This window comes from Arthrobacter sp. AOP36-F1-5, assembly GCF_058137995.1.
In genome coordinates, this window is record NZ_CM176892.1 from 2,920,963 (window position 1) to 2,937,818 (window position 16,856).

A 16,856-nucleotide genomic window follows, 5' to 3' on the forward strand; every position below is an offset into this window, starting at 1 on the left:
CCGCCTGCGCTACTTCTTCTTCTTGGCTGCCGGGCGCTTGGCCGGGGCCTTGCCAGCCCGCTTGACCGGACCCTTGGCGCGCTTGTCCGCCAGCAGCTCCACTGCCTGCTCGCGGGTCAGGTCCTCGATCGCGGTCCCGCGCGGAACCGTGATATTGGTGGCCCCATCGGTGATGTAGGCCCCGAAGCGGCCCTCCTTGACGATGATCGGCTTCTCGGACACCGGGTCGTCCCCGAATTCCGCCAAGGGCGGGGTCGCGGCGCGGCCACCACGCTGCTTGGGCTGGGAGTAGATCTCCAGTGCCTGTTCCAGCGTGATGCTGAAGATCTCTTCCTCGGTCCCGATGGAACGCGAGTCGGAGCCCTTCTTCAAATACGGCCCGAAGCGACCGTTCTGCACGGTGATCTCCGCGCCTTCGGCATCGGTCCCGAGCACCCGAGGCAGGGAAAGCAGCTTCAAGGCCTCCTCGAGGGTGATGGTCTCCAGGGACATCGACTTGAACAGCGAACCGGTGCGCGGCTTGATCTTCTCCGGCTTCTTCGGGGGCTTGGGCTTGCCGTTCTTGTAGTATTCGACCGGCCTGGCGGCCAGCTCCTCCTCGGTCGGCGGGACGATCACCTCGGAAACGAAGGGTCCGTATCTCCCGTCCTTGGCCACGATTTCGCGTCCGGTCTCCGGATCGATGCCCAGCGGGCGCTCCGAGGGCCCGGCATTGTCCATCAGGTAGGTCGCCTTCTCGGCGGTGAGCTCATCGGGGGCCAGATCCTCGGGGACGTTCGCCCGTTCGGGGTCGGTGCCTTCCGGGGAGCCGGCCGGGGCGGGACGTTCCAGATAGGGGCCGTATTTGCCCACCCGCAACACGATGCCCGGGGCGATGTCGATCGAGTTGATGGCCCGGGCGTCGATGTCGCCGAGGTTCTCGACCAGGCCCTGCAGACCCTTTTCCTCCCCGTCACCGAAGTAGAAGTCCTTCAGCCACGCCGAGCGAGCCAGATGTCCTGCGGCGATCTCATCGAGGTCGTCCTCCAACCGTGCGGTGAATCCGTAGTCGACGTACTGGGCGAAGTGTTCCTCCAGCAGGCGGATCACCGAGAAGGCGATCCAGCTCGGCACCAGGGCGCCACCGCGTTTGCTGACGTATCCGCGATCCATGATGGTCGAAATCGTGGGGGCGAAGGTCGAGGGCCTGCCGATCTCCCGCTCTTCGAGTTCGGCGATGATCGATGCCTCGGTGTAGCGCGGCGGAGGGGTGGTTTCGTGGCCGGAGGCCGTGACATCCGTGCCCACCAGGGCGTCGCCCTGGGCCAGCTGCGGCAGCCGGCGCTCGGCATCCTTCTCGGCTTCCTCGGCGGCCGAGACGTCCTTGCCTTCTTCATAGGCGGCCATGAAACCGCGGAAGGTGATGACCGTGCCGGAGGCGGAGAATTCAGCGCGGCGGCCGTCGGTGGCTTCCCCGGCCAGCCGGACCGAAGCGGTCGAGCCCTTGGCGTCGGCCATCTGCGAGGCGACCGTGCGCTTCCAGATCAGTTCGTAGAGCCGGAATTCGTCGGCCCCCAACTGGGATTTCACGTCCCGGGGGCGGCGGAAGGCGTCACCGGAGGGCCGGATGGCCTCGTGGGCCTCCTGGGCGCTATCGGATTTGGCCTTGTACATCCGCGGCTTCGAGGGCACCGATTCCTGCCCATAGAGTTCGGCGGCCTGTTTCCGGGCCGCCGAGACGGCCTCGTTGGAGAGGAACACCGAGTCGGTACGCATATACGTGATGTAGCCGTTTTCGTACAGGCGCTGGGCGACCTGCATGGTCGACTTCGAGGACCACCGCAGTTTGCGCGAGGCCTCCTGCTGCAGCGTCGAGGTGGTGAACGGGGCCGCCGGGCGGCGGGTATAGGGCTTGGTGTCGACACTGGTGACGGCGAAATCGCTATCCTGCAGGCCAGCGGCCAGCGAGGTCGCCGCTGCTTCGTCCAGGTGGACGACTGCGGTGCCGGATTTCGGGGTCTTCAGTCCACCCCGGTCATCGAAGTCACGGCCGGCGGCCACGCGGCCCCCGTCGACGGCCACGAGCTTGGCGCGGAAGGACTCTCCCGCTGTGGTCGCGAATTCCCCGGCCAGATCCCAGTAGGAGGCGGAGCGGAAGGCCATGCGTTCGCGTTCACGTTCGACGACCAGCCGGGTGGCCACCGATTGCACACGCCCCGCGGAGAGACCGCGGGCCACCTTGCGCCACAGGACGGGTGAGATCTCGTATCCGTAGATCCGGTCCAGGACCCGACGGGTCTCCTGGGCGTCCACCAGATCGGTATCGAGTTCACGGACGTTCTCCATGGCCCGGGCGATACCTTCGCGGGTGATTTCGGTGAAGGCCAGACGGTAGACGGGGACCTTGGGTTTGAGGACCTGCAACAGGTGCCACGCGATGGCTTCGCCTTCGCGGTCCGCATCGGTGGCCAGATAGAGTTCGTCGGCATCCTTGAGTTCGGCCTTGAGTTCCGAGACCTTCTTCTTCTTGTCCGGATAGACCACGTAATAGGGCTCGAAGTCGTTCTCCAGATCGACGGCGAACTTGCCGACCGAGGACTTCTTCAGTTCCGCCGGCAGCTCCGAGGGTTGGGGAAGATCCCGGATATGACCGACCGAGGCATCGACGATGAAGCCATCGCCCAGATACTTGGCGATCGACTTGCTCTTGGCCGGTGACTCGACGATCACGAGCTTCTTGCCGGTTTTTTCCTTGGCCTTGGGGGGCACAACACTCCTATTTGCCGCTGACGGCACGCCGTTGGGGGCGCACCTGCTCATTCTGCACTAGGTTAGCCGCTTCGGGCACACCAACCGCAAGCCAGGACCTCCCGGTGTGGTCAACGCCGCGTTGCGCGGGTCAGGAATCGGTGGCAGGTGCCTCGGGGAGGAAGGAGAGCATGTAGTAGATGCGTTCGCCTTCCACCCCGCGCTCATCCGGTTGCGCCAGGGCCTCGTATTCGTCCACCAGCCCGTAGACCCTCTGGGCGAACTCCTCCTGCAATTCCTTGCGCAGGAACACCATGCCGGTCGTCAGGACCGGTGGTCGGTTCGGGGAAGGTTCGATTCCTGCCTTGCGTTCCTCATCGCGACGGTTGATCTCCACGCTGAGCCGCTCGCGGAAGGCGTTGAGCTGGACGTTGAGGAAGGAATTCTTGGCTGCCGTCGAGTCGTTGAAGGATCCGACCACCAACTGGTCCCCCGCCGCCTTCCAACGGCGTTCCCGGCCATCGCCCTCGCTGGCTGCACGTTCGACGTAGCCGTACTTCTCCAGGGCCCGCAGATGGTAGCTCATGGCGCTGGGCGTCAGGTTGCAGCGCGAGGCAAGTTCGGTCGCGGTGCGGGTGGACTGCGAGGCAAACAGCTCTTCGAGGACCTCCAACCGGGCCTCGTGGGCCAACGCACGGATGGCCTGCGGGTCGCCGATGACCACCGGTTTCTGGGCCTGTCGCCGGAACTTCGCCTCAACGGGCGGCTCTTCTCCGGATGTGTTCTGAGTCATACGGAAAAAGTTTAGCCTTTGTTTCGCACTTCGGTGACGAACCCCTGGGTAACGAGTCGATCAACACTGGCCAGTAGGTTCGCCGCGGTCTCCCGTTCGTCCCCTTCCACGAGGGAGGCCACGGCCTGGGCCAGCACGCCGGCGCTGAATTCTCCGTCGCAGGCCGAAACGAATCCGGCCTCCGCCGAACCGAGCAGGGTGGTGCGTCGCAATCCGGCCCCCTGGCGCAGCAGGATGACCCCGGGATGTTGCGCGCCGGGTCGTTGGTGGCGTTCTTCGGTCACGTCGTCGGCGACCACCAGGACCAGCTCCGCCCGGTCACGCCCCAGCAGGGAGTCGGTGGCCTCGATCTGCGCCTGCAGATACGGGGCGACGGGCTGCTCCAGGGGATGGGTGATCTCTTCGAAACGCAGGCCGAACGGCAACCGGTCCGGCTGGGCCGGCCGTCGGAGCCAGAGCATCCCGAAACCGATCCCGGCCACGTCGCGGTCGGCGAAATCCCTCAGATAATCCCGGTAGGCCGCGTCATGGGCCTCCTGGTCACGCCCCTGGGAGGCATCGCGCAACCAGGTTTCGGCATAGACCTCCGGTGCGGTGACATCGCGCTGGATGAACCACGCTTCAGTGCCCTCGCGGATCCAGGAGCGAGGACCGGCCTCCCACGCATCAGGGGACTCCTCACCCGGTGTCATCTCATCTACGTGGTTCTCGCCGTCATCCGACGCCGCCTGGGTTCGGATCTCCCAGTTCGCCAGCATCTGCGCCGTCCCTCCGGGAGCGAGCACGTCCGGAAGGTCCCGCACCAGGGATTCGACGAGGGAGTCCCCCGGCATCCCTCCATCCCGGTAGGTGTACCGGTCTTCGGGCCGTTCGCTCGCCGAGCGGGGGGTGATCACGAAGGGCGGGTTGGAGACCACGAGGTCGAACTCCTCCCCGGCGACGGGTTCAAGCAGGGACCCCAGGCGAAGCCCGACCCGCTCCTCGAGTCGTTCCGGATCCACTCCGAGCACCCGGTGGTTCAGCAGCAGGTTGAACCGGGCAAAGGCCAGCGCCCGATCCGAGATGTCGGTGGCCACGATGCGTCGGCAATGGCTGAGCAGGTAGAAGAGCTGGATCCCGGATCCGGTGCCCAGCTCGAGTGCCCGTTCTACGGGCCGGCGGATGACCGCCTGCGCCAGGGTCGCCGACGCGCGGCCGACACCCAGGACGTGGTCATGCCGCAACGGCCCGGGCCGTTGGTGGGCCCCGAGGTCACTGGCGATCCATGTCTGCGCAACGACATCGCTGGCGTGCGGGCGCAGATCCACCGCGGCACGGAATCCTTCGCCGTCGGGTTCGATCAGCTGAAGCCGGGACAGCCCGGCGGTACCGGTGCGCGGGAACGCCATCTGGAGGGCCTCGTCGGGGAAGGACATCCCCAGCAACCACAGCCCGACCAGCACCGGGAGGGCCCCGGCGCCCCCGGCGCCCAGGGACCGTTCGACCACCAGCTTCGCCGGCACGATCTGGACCCGCCCCAGGGCCTCGTGGGACGCGTCTCCGAGGAGGGTGGCCACGGCCTCCTGGTGATAGCAGGCCCGGGTCAGATCGTCGGCCAGGGCATCGAGCAGATCCTGCTCGTTGCTATGGGGGGCATGGTTGATGACGGAGAAGGGGGCCGAGGTATTCACCGTTCGAGCCTAGCGGCGGATAGGCTTCCGATGCATCGACCCGCACCGGAACCCCAGGAGCAGCCTTGACCTTGGTCACCACGACATCCCTGCAGATGACTTCCGCCCGGTCCCTGACCCCTGCCGCACGCCCGCTGCCCCGGGGGTGCCGGATCGAACGCGTCCCGGGGATCACCGCCGACTACAGCAAGTTCCTCTACCGCTCGGTGGGCGGGTCGTGGAACTGGGTGGATCGGCTGGGGCTGACCCGGCAGCAGTGGGCGGCAGAAGTCCAGCGTGAGGGCAGCGAGACCTGGGTGTTGACGGTCGACGGCGCGCCGGCCGGGTACATCGAACTCGGTGGTTCGGCCGACGGGGTCGTGGAAATCATCTACTTCGGCCTCTTCCCCGAACAACTCGGTCGGGGTCTCGGTGGGGTGCTGCTCAGCGAGGGGACGGCACGGGCCTGGGACCTGCATACGCGGTGGGAGGGGTTCGCCGCGGTGCACCGGGTCTGGGTCCACACCTGTTCCCTGGACGGTCCCGCCGCCCTGGCCAACTACCGGGCCCGCGGCTTCGAGGTCTTCGCGACCGAAGAGGCCGATCAGGTCGTGGAGGACGCCTCGGCCGGCCTCTGGCCCAAGGCATAGCAGTCGGGGCATAGCCGCAGTTGGTCATCGGCGGCACACCCGGCGCAGAACAACCGCAACTTCCGGCATGAGGCCGTGGCGCAGTTCTCGAACTTGTTCGTCGGGTCCTGGCAGCCCACGCAACGTCCGACCGTCACCGCCTCGGGAGTGAATTCCAGGTGCATCCGACGGTCGAAGACGTAGAGCGATCCCTCCCACAGTCCACGGTCCCCGTATTGCTCGCCGTAGCGCGCAATCCCGCCTTCGAGCTGGTAGACCTCCGTGAACCCCCGGTTGAGCATCAACGCCGAGAGCACTTCGCAGCGGATGCCCCCGGTGCAATAGGTGACCACCGGCTGGTCCTTGAGGTCATCGTATTTTCCCGAGTCGAGTTCCTTGACGAAGTCGCGCGTGGTCTGGACGTCGGGAACCACGGCGTCGCGGAATTTGCCGATCTGCGCTTCAAAGGCATTGCGCCCATCGAAGAAGACCACCTCCTCCCCGGAGGTCCTGCGGTTTTCGACGAGTTCATGCAGCTGGCGGGGGTTCAGATGCCGGCCGCCGCCCTGCACCCCGTCGTCGGTGACCGCTAATTCGCCCGGGGCCCCGAATGAGACGATCTCCTGACGGACCTTGACCGAGATCCGCGGAAAGTCCTCGGCGCCACCCTCGCTCCACTTCACATCCAGGCCGTGGAAGGCCGGGTATTCGCGGGTGGCCTTCAGGTATTGCTTCACCGCACGGATCTCCCCGCCCACGGTTCCGTTGATCCCGTCGGGGGAAATGAGGATGCGCCCGCGCAGTTGCCATTGTTCCAGGAGTGAACGCTGCCACAGGCGGATGGCCTCGGGATCGGGCAACGGCTTGAAGACGTAGAAGAGGGCGATGCGGTGCTGGGCCATCCTTCAAGGATAAGGCGGCCATCGTCCTCGGAGCGCGTCGGGCCCGGGGCCGCGCCCACCCGCGCCGACGCCAGCGGTCCATGCGGTGGTCGCCGTCGTTAACAATTCGCTACCGAAGTGCCGAAAATGCCCTCCCGACTCTGCAGTGGATCGCGGCACCGGGTATTGTCTGGAGCATGGGATCGACTGCAACTGACAAATTGATTGGCGTCTGGGTCACCGGCTGGGTCGGTGCCCGCGGTTATGAAAGCCGTACCGAGGGCCGGGTCCATGCCGCCCTGCGCCATGACACGAGCGGGGACTGGGAATACATCATCAACGACCCCACCTCCGAGGAGCTCGTGGCGGTCAGCGAGACGCTGAACAAACACCCTGCCCGCCGGCTGACGATCGTCACCGGCGATTCCCTCAGTGTCACCGAGGCGGCCCTGGCCGCCGGCTTGGGCGTGGTCACCTCGGATGAGGCCCTGATGGTCGCCGACATCTCGGGACACGACGTGGAGTCGCCCCGCCCGGCCGAGGGCTTCACCATCGAGACCGAACGCGATGGCAAGCACGCCTACGTCTCCATCCACCTGGAGGACGACCCCGACGTCGTTGCCGCCAGTGGGCACGTCGCAATGGTCGACGAATACGCCGTCTTCGACCGGATCATCACGGCCGATGACTTCCGCCGCCGTGGGCTCGGCAGCCTGGTGATGCGCGCACTGGTCGCCCTCGCCCTGGAGCATGACGTCGAAGAGGGTCTGCTGGTGGCCTCCACCGACGGGCAGGCGTTGTACCACTACCTCGGCTGGACCCCCATCGGCAGCATCGTCACCCTCGAGGGCAAGAAGGACTAATCATCTCCGGTCCCCGTTCCGTCGGTCAGTGATGCCACACTGATGCGGTGAGAGAACCCAACGCACTGATCGAGCAACTGGGCCATGGCGATTCCCCCGAGGCCTTGACGCATCTGCACGTCATCCCGGCCCGCGAAGCCGTCCATGGTCCGTGGCCGCAGTGGGCGCATCCGGAGGTCGTGGAAGCCTTCGAACGGTGCGGCGTCCAGACTCCCTGGTTGCACCAGGTGCAAGCGGCCCACAGTGCCCACGAGGGCCATCACACGATCGTTGCCACGGGCACGGCCTCCGGCAAGTCCCTTTCCTACCAGTTGCCTGCCCTGGACGCGATCCACCGGGCAGAGCTGGACCAGACGGTCAGCCTGCGGACCACCGGTTCGGTGGTGCTCTACCTCTCCCCCACCAAGGCGCTGGCCGCAGACCAGCGTTCCGCACTGATCGGCTTGGGGTTGCCCACGGTGAAGGTCGCCAGCTACGACGGGGACACCGACCCCGGCGAACGCCGGTGGATCCGCGATCATGCCAATCTCGTGTTGACCAACCCGGACATGCTGCATTTCGGGATCCTGCCCAACCATCCGGGGTGGGCCCGGTTCTTCCGCCGGCTCAGCTACGTCGTCATCGACGAAGCCCACAGCTACCGGGGGGTCTTCGGCTCCCATGTGGCCAACCTGCTGCGGCGTCTGCGCCGGATCTGCGCCCACTACGGTGCCGACCCCGTGTTCATCGGGGCCTCGGCCACCAGCGCCGATCCCGCCGAGTCCTTCGGACGACTCATCGGGGCCGAGGCCCGGGAGGTCACCGTCGATTTCTCCCCCCACGGCCAGACCGCGGTGGCGCTCTGGGAACCCCCTCTGCTGGAGGGGCGGGGGGAGAACGGTGCCCCGGTCCGCCGCACGGTCATCGCCGAGACCGCCGGGCTGTTGGCCCATCTGGTCAGCGGTCAGGTCCGTACCATCGCGTTCATCAAATCGCGGCGGGGGGCGGAGACCATCTCCAGCATCGCCCGCCGTCTGGTCGACGAGGTCCACCCGTCGCTGCCCGGCCGTATTGCCGCCTACCGTTCCGGCTACCTGCCCGAGGAACGCCGGGACCTGGAAACCCAGCTGCGTACCGGTGAACTGCTCGGGATCGCGTCGACCTCGGCACTGGAATTGGGCATCGACGTCGCCGGTTTGGATGCGGTGCTGGTGGCGGGTTGGCCGGGGACCCGGGCCTCGTTCTTCCAGCAGATCGGCCGCGCCGGCCGGGCGGGCCAGGATGCGCTGGCCACATTCGTCGCCAGCGACGACCCGCTGGATACGTATCTGGTCCACCACCCGGAAGCCATTTTCGAGACTTCGGTCGAAGCCACCGTCTTCGATCCGTCCAACCCCTACGTGTTGGGCCCCCACCTGTGTTCTGCGGCGGCCGAGCAGCCGCTGCGCACCGAGGAGGTGGAACTGTTCGGCGCGAGCGCGGCCGGACTGTTGGATTCGCTGGTGGACCGCGGGTACCTGCGCCGACGCCCGTCGGGCTGGTTCTGGACCCACCCGGAGAACGCCGCCTCGATGGTGAACCTGCGGGCGGACGGCGGTGGCCCGATGAACATCATCGATGCCGCCACCGGCGCCCTGCTGGGAACCATGGGGTCCCCACAGACCCAATACCAGGCCCATACCGGGGCGGTCTATGTGCATCAAGGAACCACCTATGTGGTGGAGGAGCTCAATGAGCAGGACCACTGCGTGCTGGTCCAGCGGGCCACCCCTGATTTCTACACCCAGGCCCGGGACATCACCACCATCGGGGTCCTCGAGGTCCTGCGCACCCTGGATTGGGGCCCGGTCCAGGTGCACTTCGGCGAGGTGAAGGTGACCACGCAAGTGGTCTCCTTCCAACGCAAGGCGTTGGTCTCCAACGAGATCCTCGGAGAAGAGCCCCTGGAACTCGAGGCCCGGGACCTGTTCACCAAGGCCATCTGGTTCACCGTGCCCGAACGCGAGATGGCGGCGGCGGGAATCCTTCCCGATGCCGCCCCCGGGGCCTTGCACGCCGCCGAACACGCGGGCATCGGCATGCTCCCGCTGGTGGCCACCAGCGACCGGTGGGATATCGGCGGGGTCTCCACTGCATTGCACGTGGACACCGGGATGCCCACCATCTTCGTCTATGACGGACATCCCGGCGGCGCCGGTTTCGTCGAGCGGGCCTTCGAGCAGGTCACCGTCTGGCTACGGGCCACCCGGGAGGCCATCAGCGCCTGTGAGTGCGACGCAGGATGCCCCTCCTGCGTCCAGTCCCCCAAATGCGGCAATCGCAACAACCCCTTGGACAAGGCAGGAGCCATCGCCTTGCTGGGGCTGTTGCTGCGGCACGCTTCATGACTGCCTGATCACCCCGGAGGGGTCCAGGCGGTCGTGGGGGGACCGGCCCTGGAACGACCCGTGGCTTCCACCCCCAGCGGGGCCAGCCAGGAAAGCCCCGGCCCGAGCGGGATGTTGGTCCGGACGTCGACGACGACTCCTCCGGTCCCTGACCTGTGGCATTGGGCCAGGCCGGCCCCGTTCCGGGCGGCCGTCTGGGCAGCGACGGTGCACGGTTCACCCGGGGCCAGGCCGCGGGCCGCGTCGGCCGCGGCCAATGCCGCCAGATCGGCGGCGCTGGCCGCCCGACCGGCCGCGGTGGCCACCGCGGACACGGACAGGACCACCACCAGGCAGAAGGCGAGGCCGGCGACCAGGGCCACGACCAGCAGTGTCCCGGAACCGCGCTCGGATCCTGCAGGGCAGCGGACGCAGACCCCCACGGGTCGCGGTTCAGCGACCATCGTGGCCCACCGGCCCGCCCGGGTCGGCCTCGGTTCGCGCCTGGGCCTGCGCGCTGAGCACCAGGAACTCCCGGTCGGAGAGCCAGGGCAGCGTGATCGTGCGGGTGACCTCCACCTTCCGATACCGGCCCGCGGATCCGATCCGGACGGAGGCGCCCTCCCCCGCCAGACGATGTCCGGTGTCCACGGCGTGGGCGGCAGGTTCACCCCGGGCCAGTTCCCTGGCTGCCGCCCGGGCCGCCTGTTCCACCCTGACCTGGGTGCTGCCGCAGACACCCACCCCCAGGACCAGGGCCAGGAAGGCGGCCACCACCGGCAGCAGCACGGCGAACTCCGCCGTGCTGCTGCCTCGCTGGTGATTGACGATCACCACCGGTCCTAGAAGGACAGGGCCTGACGCACCAGGCCCATCAGCAGCTCACGGACACCCCCGCTGCTGAGGATGCTCACCAACAACCCGGCAAACCCCACGGCGGCCAGGGCCACGATGGCAAATTCAGCGGTGGCGATCCCCTCCTCACCGCTTCCCGACCCGGAGCCGATTTCCGCGGCGTCCTCCGGGCCGCCGGCCCTGGTGTGGCCTCCGGGGTCGACCTGTTCGTCCTGCTCGTTCATGATGTTCTCCATTCCTTCCGGCTACGGGCCCCGGCACGGGACCTGCCTCCACCCTCCGGTGCCCACGGCCGGGGGCGGGGGCGGGGCCGGCACGCTCTGGACAACGGCGTGGCCGCCACCACCTGTGAGGGATCCGTCGGCGGCCACGGGGCCATGAAGACGCCCGTCCGGCTAGCCCAGCGCCGGGAGCAGGGCCATGACCACGGGAACGATCCCGAGGCAGATGAAGGCCGGTAGTGCGCAGACGCCCAGCGGGATGACCATCTTCACGCCCAGTTCGGCCGCTTCCTTCTCCGTTCTCCTGGCCTCGCTCCGTCGGGCCTGGTCCGCGGCGGAACGGAGCAGGCCCGACGTGGCCGCCCCGGTGAGGTGGGCGAAGGCCAACGCCTCACCGATTCCGAGCAGCTCCGCGGGGGCGGCTTGCCAGGCCCGCTGCCAGTCGATGCCCAGGTCCAGGCATCGGACCACCGGCTGCAACCCCCGGCAGGGGGCCACCTCACGCGCCAGGGTCGCCAGGACCCCGTTGACCGGAAGCCCGGCGTCGAGCAAGGTCGCGGCCAGTTCCAGCAACAGCGGAACATCCGCGGTCGTCGGGTGCTGGTCCCCGGCTCCGGAGGCCTGCTTCCCGGCCCCTGTCGCTGGGCCGGCGGCGGGGCCGGGTCCGGCCCACGGGCCGCGCCGGACGGCCAATGACCACCAGGCCGTCATCCCGGCCAGGAGCGCGGCAACCAGGACCATCACCGGCTCCGTCCCGCCCCCCGGGTGCGCCCCCGGCGCCGATGCGGCCGGGGCGGCCCCAATAGATGCCTGCTCCACAGCGCGTTGGCCCACCAGAGTCCACCCCCGGCCACCAGGCACATCCGTCCCAGATCGGTTCCGGTGAGTGTTCCGAGGGGGTCCGCCCCCATGAGTTGGGCCAACCCCAATCCCAGGGCAGGCAACCAGGCCAGCAGCTTCTGCGTCATCCGTGGTCCGGCCAAGGCAGCCTCGAGGGCCCGGCGACGGTCCTGTTCGGCTTCAAGCTGGTCGGCCAGGCGGTGCAGCAGATCGCCCAACGCGGCCCCCGTGGACTCCGAGAGGCTGATGCACCACAACAGCCGCTGCCAGGCGTGCCGGAATTCCGGCCGGTCACGCAGATGGCGTTCGATTCCCGCCGAAGACCCCGAACCGGTTTCCTGGCAGATCCGGGCGGCCCGACATCCCGACACGATGTCCCGGGCGCCGGCAGCGCCACCGGCCCGTGGGCCCCTGCCTCCCACAGCGGACCCGCCGGCTGGTCTTCCGGCTTCCCCGGCGTGCGGGATCCTCAGGTCCCAGCTGGATTCCAGCAGCAGCCAGGCTTCCCCCGGGTGGCGCCCCGAACGCAGCAAGGCGGCCAGTTGGCGCATCATTTCGACGTGGTCGTCCAGCCCCGCCCCCGATGCCGGGCCGGGGCGATGGAACCATCGGCGTTTCCTGCCCGGGTCTCCGCCGGCTCCGGGCTCCTGCGTCCTCCTCGCGGCAGCGGGCCGTCCCGCAGCGGCTGCGGGGACGGAAGGCAGCGACCGGCTGGTCGGCAGGAACCAGCAGGCGAGCCCGGCCAACACGCTGCCGGCGAGGATCACCAGGGACATGGGATCGACCTTTCGGCCAACAGTCCGGCCAACCATGGGGCCGAAGGTCCCGGCCGCAGGGCCTGATCGGTCCCTGGGTGCAGCACCGGAGAGACCGTGAGGAACCCGTGCCCGTCGGGGACCAGCCGCCCCAATTCCAGCGGGGTGCGGCGTCCTCCGATCCGGCCCATGTGGATGACCAGGTCCAGGGCGCTGCCGGTCTGGACGGCGAGCGCGGTGCCGGTCATTCCCGACAGGGCCGCCAGGGCCGCCAGCCGTGCGGGGACCGCGGCGGCGGAACTGGCATGCACCGTGCCGCCGGCGCCGTCGTGCCCCGTGTTCATGGCGGTGAGGAAGTCGCTGACTTCGGCACCACGGCATTCCCCCACCACCAACCGGTCCGGGCGCATGCGCAGGGCCTGCCGGACCAGTTCGGTCATCCCCACCGCCCCGGCCCCCTCGATGTTCCCGGTCCGGCATTGCAGGCCCACCACATGGGGATGGTCTGGTTCCAGTTCCCGGGCGTCCTCCACGATCAGCAGCCTCTCGGTGGGTTCCGATTCCCCCAGCAGCGCCCCGAGCAGCGTGGTCTTGCCGCTGCCGGTGCCCCCGCTGACCAGGAAGTTCAGCCGGGCCCGGACCACGGCGAGCAACACCGGATGCCAGGGGTTGGACGTGCCCCCGGGCAGGAGCGCTTCCAGTCCCGCGGACCGACCTGGTCTGATCCTCACCGAGATCAGGGGGCCGCCGGTGGAGATGGGAGGCAGGACCACATGGATGCGGTAGCGTCCCACGACGACGTCGGCGAAGGGTTGGGCCCCGTCCAGCCTCCGCCCTCCCGAGGCGGCCAACCTCACGGCCAGGGCCCTGATCCGTTCGGGGTCGGTGAAATGCAACGCGGTCCGGCACAACCCCTCCTCGCCGTCCCGCCAGACCCGTCCCTCGGCGTCGACGAGGACATCGGTGGTGCCCGGTTCATCGGCGATGGCCTGCAAGGGGCCCAGACCCTGCAGGTCCTCCTGGAGCAGGCGGATGACCTGGGCCGCACTACTGCTGCCGACCACCAGTCCCGAGGCCCGGACCGCGTCGGCCAGATCCGCTCCGGTCAACGGTCCGGCCCCGCCCAGGGCCCGTCGCCGCACCTCTTCGAGCAGGCGTTCGTCGAGGTCCGGACCACCGGACCGGGCCGCGGCCCGCGGATCCCAGCGACGCCGACCGGTGGGCTGGTCCCGGGCCCCGGCGGCGGGCGACCCGTTGAGGCTCATGAGGCCACCGGTCCGGTGTCTGCCGGGTCGTCCACAGGCGGGAGGGACCACCCCACGATGCCGGCGAGTCGACGGCGCAACCGGCGGCGCGTGAGCACCCCACCCAGCCGTCCTTCCCCGGCCGCCGCGGAGAATGCGGCGCTTGCGGGGACGTATCCCAGCAGTTCCAGCCCCGTGGCGGAGGCCAGCCGGCCGGCATCGACCCCGGTGGGCAGGCGTCCGGTGACCACCAGGCGGCAGGGGCTTCGGTGGGCAGGCCCGTCACCGGGCACCGGTGGTCCGGTGCCGGTCATGGTACCCGGGGCCACCACGATGACCGAGTCCGCCAGCGAGGACAGTGTCTGATCCACCCCTGCAGTCCTGCCGGCATCGACCACGACCGTATCGAAGGTCCTGCGCGAGGCGGCGATGACCTCGTTCACCATCGCCGGCGGGACCGGTGCCGGCAGGCCCCCGGTCCAGGTCAGCACGGTGGTGCCCTCGCTGGAGGGCAGGACCTCGGCAAGATGCCCGGGGGCGATGCGGCCCCTCGAGCGCATGAAGTCCTCCCAGCCAACCCCGGAAACCGCCGGCCGGCCCAGCAGTGGCCACAACCCCCGGCTATGCGGATCCGCATCCACCAGCAGGCTCCGGACACCGCGGCGGGCGGCTCCCACCGCGGCGAGCACGGCCAAGGTGGTGGTGCCGGCACCCCCGGTGGCCCCGGAGAACACGGTGACCCGTCCCCGCCCCGAATGCAGGGCCCGTTCCCCGAGATACTCCCCCAGCCAGGCTGCTGCCTCGGGCAGCACCGCCACCCGGGCTCCCGGGTCCCGGGCCGCGGCCCGCCAGAGGTCCTCACCGTCACGGCCGAACCCGATCAGGACCACCGGAACCCGGAATCCGCCGGCCGGGCACTCCGGTGCGGCATCGGGGCCCAGCAAGACCATGGAACATCCGTCCGGCACCGCTTCCGGAACGCTTCGGTGGAGCAGCAGGACCACCCCGCACGCGGCAGCGATGAGGGCCACGTGATCGGCCAGCTGCTCATCGCGGGTCACCAGGAGACAGCCGGTGCCCGCCGATTCACCCCCGCCGGCCTCCTCGCGCCCGGCCGGTGGCATCGGCCGGGTGGGCTGGCCCACCTCCCGGACGGCAGCGCCGGTGGGTGGGGCCGACGGGGTGAAGGCTGGCGACTGGTCCATGAGCCCACCGTGCCGCGGGCCCCGGCCACGGCAGGGCCCCGCCCCGCCCGTTGTGGACGCTGCGCGGGCCGCTGCCTTCCGACACCGGCTGTGCAGGGCCCGTCGGCTCCGGTGTCCCTGTCAGAATGGGACGGTGCCCGGTTATGCAGTCCTTGCCACCCATTCCACCGCCCAGGCGGCCCCCGACCAGGGGGCGGCCACCGCCGTCGTGCAGTTATTGGATGGGTCCGGTGTCGCCGAGGCCGACCCCGTCGTCCTGCTCCGTGACCAATTGGCCGGTGCCGTCCAGGAATTGGGGCCACGGCGGCTGCGCTGGGTCTGGGGGCGCACCAGCGACTGGTATCCGGGCCTGCTGGCCGCCGGGTGCACCGTGGAGCGGGCCAGTGACCTGAGCCTGAACCGCACCATCCTGCGTCATGCCCCGGCCGCGACGAACACCGAATATCTGGCTTCCCTGCGGGCGGACGGGGCCGCGGGGGACGACGGCGGCGAACCCGCCTGGTCCCTGCCGCCGGCCCGGGTGCCGGAGAACCAGGGGGCGCTCTTTTCCGAGCCGAAGGACGATCAGACCTCCATCGAGGCCGTCACCGCAGAATTCCGGGAACAGCAGCGTTCCGTACCCGGCAGCCAGCCGGGGCGTCGGCTCCAATTGCTCTTGGCCGCCGAATCCGCCGGTGCCCTGGTGGCCGCGGAGATGCAGCACCAGGGCATTCCGTGGAACCGCGGGGTCCACGAACAGCTCCTGGTCGACCAGCTGGGTCCCCGCCCCGCCCCCGGGGTTCGTCCGCCGCGGATGGAGGAGGTCGCTGCCGAGCTGCGTGCCGCCTTGGGCGCCCCGGGACTGAACCCGGACTCCCCCCACGAATTGCTGAAGGCCCTGCACCGCGTGGGCGTGGACGCCAAGAGCACCGGCCAGTGGGAGTTGCGCGACTTCTCCCACCCGGCCCTGGAGGTCCTGCAACGCTATAAGAAGCTCTCGCGGCTGCATTCGGCCAACGGGTGGGTCTGGCTGGACGAGTGGATCCATGAGGGCCGTTTCCGGCCCGAGTACGTGGTCGGCGGGGTGGTCACCGGACGGTGGGCGTCGCGCGGCGGTGGGGCATTGCAGATTCCGCACACCATCCGCGATGCCGCCCGGGCCGACCCCGGGCATCTGCTGGTCGTCGCCGACGCCGCCCAGCTGGAACCGCGCATCCTGGCCGTCCTGGGTCGCGATACCCCGCTGGCGGAGGCCGCCCGGGGGCAGGACCTCTACCAGGGCATCGCGGAAAAGGGGTTCGGCGGGGATCGTGCCCACGCCAAGATCGCGATGCTCGGGGCCATGTATGGCTCCACCACCGGTGAGGCCGGACGCCTCATGCCGCAGCTGACCCGGACGTTCCCGCAGGCCATCGGGGTGCTGGAACGGGCCGCCCGGACCGGGGAATCCGGCGGGTCCGTGCAGACCTTCCTGGGCCGTGGTTCCCCCGCTGCCTCGCAGGCCTGGCTCACCGGGCAGCGTGCCGCCTCCGCCGAGGAACAACGCCGGGCCGATGCGGCGGCCCGGGCCCGGGGGCGGTTCACCCGGAACTTCGTGGTCCAGGGAACCGCCGCGGAGTGGGCCCTGTGCTGGCTGGCCGAGATCCGCCTGCGGTTGCGGGCCGCCCGGGCCGCTGGACGGGACGACGGCGCACTGGTCTTCTTCCTGCACGACGAAGTGATGCTCCATGTCCCCCGCGAAGCGGCCGAACGGGTCTCGGTGATGGTCCAGGAGGCCGCCGAGCGGGCGGCAACACTGCTCTTCGGCACCGTCCCGGTGCAGTTCCCCGTCGGGGTCACCGTCGTGGAATCCTACGCCGACGCCGACTGA

At 69.2% G+C, this 16,856-nt stretch carries 15 protein-coding genes; 4 read left to right on the top strand and 11 right to left on the bottom strand.

Features of this window, described 5'->3' with window-relative positions; translation table 11 throughout:
• Positions 1-9 precede the first annotated feature (9 nt).
• The 3 genes from topA to AC3ZI9_RS13435 form a co-directional block, all read right to left on the bottom strand.
• Complete coding sequence (gene topA / locus AC3ZI9_RS13425; protein WP_444553373.1) at positions 10-2,748, bottom strand: type I DNA topoisomerase; 2,739 nt, start codon at positions 2,746-2,748, stop codon at positions 10-12.
• A gap of 130 nt (positions 2,749-2,878) precedes the next feature.
• Positions 2,879-3,520, bottom strand: coding sequence for an ArsR/SmtB family transcription factor (locus AC3ZI9_RS13430; RefSeq protein ID WP_444553374.1), 642 nt, complete (start codon positions 3,518-3,520; stop codon positions 2,879-2,881).
• Positions 3,521-3,531: 11 nt separating this feature from the next.
• Positions 3,532-5,190, bottom strand: coding sequence for a DUF7059 domain-containing protein (locus tag AC3ZI9_RS13435; protein ID WP_489923682.1), 1,659 nt, complete (start codon positions 5,188-5,190; stop codon positions 3,532-3,534).
• Between the two features lie 65 nt (positions 5,191-5,255).
• Here AC3ZI9_RS13435 and AC3ZI9_RS13440 point away from each other — a divergent pair, with 65 nt between their 5' ends.
• Positions 5,256-5,819, top strand: a complete 564-nt coding sequence (locus tag AC3ZI9_RS13440) for a GNAT family N-acetyltransferase (protein WP_444553376.1) — start codon at positions 5,256-5,258, stop codon at positions 5,817-5,819.
• Here AC3ZI9_RS13440 and trhO read toward each other — a convergent pair.
• On the bottom strand, positions 5,774-6,700 hold the full coding sequence (trhO, locus tag AC3ZI9_RS13445) for an oxygen-dependent tRNA uridine(34) hydroxylase TrhO (protein ID WP_489923683.1): 927 nt from the start codon (positions 6,698-6,700) through the stop codon (positions 5,774-5,776). The genes AC3ZI9_RS13440 and trhO overlap by 46 nt on opposite strands.
• 176 nt (positions 6,701-6,876) lie before the next feature.
• On the opposite strand from trhO, the gene AC3ZI9_RS13450 reads away from it, so the two are divergent.
• Both AC3ZI9_RS13450 and AC3ZI9_RS13455 read left to right on the top strand, forming a co-directional pair.
• Entirely contained in the window at positions 6,877-7,542 is a 666-nt protein-coding gene (locus AC3ZI9_RS13450) for a GNAT family N-acetyltransferase (RefSeq protein ID WP_444553378.1), read from the top strand.
• Positions 7,543-7,589: 47 nt separating this feature from the next.
• Positions 7,590-9,908, top strand: a complete 2,319-nt coding sequence (locus AC3ZI9_RS13455) for a DEAD/DEAH box helicase (RefSeq protein ID WP_444553379.1) — start codon at positions 7,590-7,592, stop codon at positions 9,906-9,908.
• Between the two features lie 8 nt (positions 9,909-9,916).
• On the opposite strand, the gene AC3ZI9_RS13460 is transcribed toward AC3ZI9_RS13455, so the two are convergent.
• From AC3ZI9_RS13460 to ssd, 7 genes are all read right to left on the bottom strand, one after another.
• Positions 9,917-10,351, bottom strand: a complete 435-nt coding sequence (locus AC3ZI9_RS13460; RefSeq protein WP_444553380.1) for an Rv3654c family TadE-like protein — start codon at positions 10,349-10,351, stop codon at positions 9,917-9,919.
• Positions 10,341-10,721, bottom strand: a complete 381-nt coding sequence (locus tag AC3ZI9_RS13465) for a TadE family type IV pilus minor pilin (RefSeq protein WP_444553381.1) — start codon at positions 10,719-10,721, stop codon at positions 10,341-10,343. The genes AC3ZI9_RS13460 and AC3ZI9_RS13465 overlap by 11 nt, the downstream gene beginning before the upstream one ends.
• An 8-nt stretch (positions 10,722-10,729) precedes the next feature.
• Positions 10,730-10,966, bottom strand: a complete 237-nt coding sequence (locus AC3ZI9_RS13470) for a DUF4244 domain-containing protein (RefSeq protein WP_444553382.1) — start codon at positions 10,964-10,966, stop codon at positions 10,730-10,732.
• Between the two features lie 171 nt (positions 10,967-11,137).
• A complete protein-coding gene (locus tag AC3ZI9_RS13475) occupies positions 11,138-11,704 on the bottom strand; it encodes a type II secretion system F family protein (protein ID WP_444553383.1) in 567 nt (188 codons plus the stop codon).
• Positions 11,704-12,579, bottom strand: a complete 876-nt coding sequence (locus AC3ZI9_RS13480; protein WP_444553384.1) for a type II secretion system F family protein — start codon at positions 12,577-12,579, stop codon at positions 11,704-11,706. Before AC3ZI9_RS13480 ends, AC3ZI9_RS13475 begins: the two co-directional genes overlap by 1 nt.
• Complete coding sequence (locus AC3ZI9_RS13485) at positions 12,567-13,823, bottom strand: TadA family conjugal transfer-associated ATPase (protein ID WP_444553385.1); 1,257 nt, start codon at positions 13,821-13,823, stop codon at positions 12,567-12,569. The genes AC3ZI9_RS13480 and AC3ZI9_RS13485 overlap by 13 nt, the downstream gene beginning before the upstream one ends.
• On the bottom strand, positions 13,820-15,007 hold the full coding sequence (gene ssd, locus AC3ZI9_RS13490; RefSeq protein WP_444566675.1) for a septum site-determining protein Ssd: 1,188 nt from the start codon (positions 15,005-15,007) through the stop codon (positions 13,820-13,822). The genes AC3ZI9_RS13485 and ssd overlap by 4 nt, the downstream gene beginning before the upstream one ends.
• Positions 15,008-15,140: 133 nt before the next feature.
• Between ssd and AC3ZI9_RS13495 the strand changes: the two genes are divergently transcribed.
• Positions 15,141-16,856 carry a bifunctional 3'-5' exonuclease/DNA polymerase gene (locus AC3ZI9_RS13495; RefSeq protein ID WP_444566676.1) on the top strand — a complete coding sequence of 572 codons (1,716 nt, stop codon included), beginning with the start codon at positions 15,141-15,143 and terminating at the stop codon, positions 16,854-16,856.